This window comes from Sphingomonas rustica (assembly GCF_039652585.1).
GTDB lineage: Bacteria > Pseudomonadota > Alphaproteobacteria > Sphingomonadales > Sphingomonadaceae > Sphingomonas > Sphingomonas rustica.
On record NZ_JBDIZK010000027.1, the window covers coordinates 1 to 1,032 of the forward strand.

At 62.7% G+C, this 1,032-nt stretch carries 1 protein-coding gene; it reads left to right on the forward strand.

What is annotated here, in order from left to right; genetic code table 11:
• Nucleotides 1–83: 83 nt before the first annotated feature.
• Nucleotides 84–1,032 (forward strand): IS701 family transposase (locus TPR58_RS22640; protein ID WP_346249047.1); only part of this gene is annotated, 949 nt, incomplete at its 3' end.

Sequence of the window (1,032 nt, forward strand, 5' to 3'; positions counted from 1 at the left end):
AGCACTACTTTGGCAGGTTGAAGGAACCGACAGGAATCGTCATTGATTCGGATGTGTCAGTGTAGGCTGACGGATCCTTTGCGATGGCGGTGAACGAGACCTGGCGGATCGATCTGGAGCGATGGCTTGAACCGTTCCTGGTCGGGCTATCGCATCCGGCGCGGCGCAGGATGTGCCCGCTGTATATTGCTGGTCTGATTGGTCCAGGTGACCGCAAGAGCGTGCAGCCTATGGCGGCTCGCGCCGGCGAAGTCGGCTACGACCAGCTTCATCATTTTGTCGCGGCGGGCGTCTGGGACAGCGCGCCTTTGGAGAGGGCTCTCCTGACGGAAGCGGATCGCCTGGTCGGCGGCCACGACGCCTTCCTGGTCATCGACGACACGGCGTTGCCGAAGAAGGGGCGCCATTCGGTTGGCGTCGCGCCACAATATGCGTCGTCGCTCGGCAAGACCGCGAACAGCCAGTCGCTGGTGTCGGTGACACTTGCATCGGGCGAGGTACCGGTGATGGTCGGCCTTCGACTGTTCCTGCCGGACAGCTGGACGCGCGATCCGGAGCGGATGGCCCGCGCCCGCGTCCCGGCGGACCGACAGGTCGCCTTGTCGAAGCCCGAGATTGCGATTGAGGAGATCGACCGCGTCATCGCGTCCGGTATCCGTTTTGGCTGCGTACTTGCGGATGCAGGCTACGGGTCGAGCGCGCCGTTCCGCCATGCGCTGAGCGAGCGTGGCCTTGTGTGGGCAGTCGGTATGTCCCGGCGACAAACGGTTTATCCCACCAATGTCGCCATGATCTTCCCAACAGAGAAGGCTCGCAAACCGCGCAAGCACCACATCCCGAATATGTCGCCGGTCTGCGCAGAAGAGGTGCTGGCCGGCGAGAGATGGCGAAAGATAAGCTGGCGACGCGGTACGAAGGGCGCGCTCACGTGCCATTTCGCTGCATGCCGTGTCCGCATCGCAGACGGTCCAAAGCACCGCATCTTCGACAAAGGCGTCTCCAGAATGCCCGGCGACGAAGTTTGGATTATCG